Annotated in this window: 1 protein-coding gene; it reads right to left on the reverse strand. The window is 69.2% G+C overall.

The features are described 5' to 3' along the window. Positions 1–666: 666 nt before the first annotated feature. Positions 667–1,524: a nucleotidyltransferase family protein gene (locus tag FNH05_RS37010; RefSeq protein WP_144593480.1), complete on the reverse strand. Its 858-nt coding sequence runs from the start codon at positions 1,522–1,524 to the stop codon at positions 667–669. Positions 1,525–1,663 lie beyond the last annotated feature (139 nt).

A 1,663-nucleotide genomic window follows, 5' to 3' on the forward strand; every position in this document is an offset into this window, starting at 1 on the left:
GCCCCATACTGCCCCAACCGCCGCTTCGGATCAGCGACTTCAGCCCGCGGAGACTCCACCGCATCCCGCAACTCCGACACCGTGATCGACGAGCCACCAAGAAGATCAACCAGCCACGCCGTCAAGCACCTGACCGGTTACGCCAGGGGTTGCCGGCGGAGGGTCCGGCGGACCGGTGGTGGCAAAGGCCGGTCGACCACTGACGAAGTCCGGGGGGCGGCGTTCGAGAAAGGCCGCTCGTCCCTCGGCGAACTGTGGCCCGGCCAGTAGCTCCACCTGCGTGTCGGCCTCGGCCGCCAGCATGCCCTCGAGGCTCGTCTGCTCGCGCGCGCTCCTCGGCCGTCCCGCGGCCGAGCCGCCAGTTCGGACTTGCCGATCCGGCGTTGAAAGCGAGACCGCAGCAGGTTGAACACGCGCTCGCCTTCTCGCATGACCTCGTGCCCCAGCGGCGTCACCGACAGTCGCTCGCGACGCGCATCGCCGGGATCGGGCTCGCGACGGAGATAGCCGCGGTCAAGCCGATTGCTTCGTGATGGACATCCGCCCGGTTCGCCGGCACCGCCCCGCATCCGGGTTCACAGTGGGCATGCCGGGTGCCGTCCTCGGTCAACTGGCCGTTTCGAGATCCGAAGCGTGCCACACAGACCGGTCCGGAGCGTGCTTCGGTCAGGGCTTGGCTGGCAGCGCGAGCGCCGCGTCGATGGTGGTGTCCAGGAAGGCGAGGGTGTCGCGGCGGCGGGCCAGCGGGTTGCGATAGCTCCGGCGGCCTTCGGCGCCATCGGTGCGCAGGCTCAGGCTTTCGGCGATGATGCGCTGCCAGCGCGGGTCGAACTCTTTCTGGGCATACCGGCCGGCACCGCATTTGGAGGTCATCGTTCCGGTGGCGAGCAGGTGGTGCAGCCGGCTCACACCGAGAACTGCCCACACCGGGAACCAGGCACTGAGCCCGATGGCGAGGGACAGGGCGCTGCGCTGCCGTTTCTGCTGCCACCACGGCCGCCAGTAGGTGCGCAAATTGTCGACGGTGAACGCGCGCAGGGCATCTTGGTCGGCCCAGAGGTTCACCTCAGCCGGTTGTGGCCCGCGTACCGCGATCCCGTGCCAGGCCAGCTCGCAGAACATCACCGGGTTGACGCCGGACCGTCCGGCCGGTGTGAACCGGCTTTCCTGCGCGCAGGGAACGTCGGGACAGTCATCCGGGCCGGTGGCAAGGTCGCTCCAGGTGAGCACTGCACCATCAAAGTGCGGCCGGGGGAACCGGTTCACGGTGCGGGCGTGCGCCTCGGCCACCGCTGCCGTCTCCCGAGACTCGGGCTCCAGGCGGCGGTCGGTCACCGCGACGAAGTCGATGTCGCTAGCCGTGCTGAGCCGACCGCGACCGGCACCACGGGGATGAAAGTCGCCCAAGGCTACCGATCCGACCAGGTAGAAGCCGGTGACCAAGCCCGGCGACAACTCGTCGGCGGCCGCCAGGAACAGCTCCACACTCCGACTGACCTCGACCGGAAGATCGTCACTGCGCATGCCGGCCAACCTACCGACATGACCCGCTCCCGGGGTGTCGACGCCGAGGCAGGGCAACCCGGCCGCCCCAAAGCGGTCGACGTTCTGCCCCAGCGGGTGTGTCCTTGCGTGGTGTTCCCCCAGTTCCTCGGGGTGGGTG

Source organism: Amycolatopsis rhizosphaerae (genome assembly GCF_007713715.1).
Lineage (GTDB): Bacteria > Actinomycetota > Actinomycetes > Mycobacteriales > Pseudonocardiaceae > Amycolatopsis_E > Amycolatopsis_E rhizosphaerae.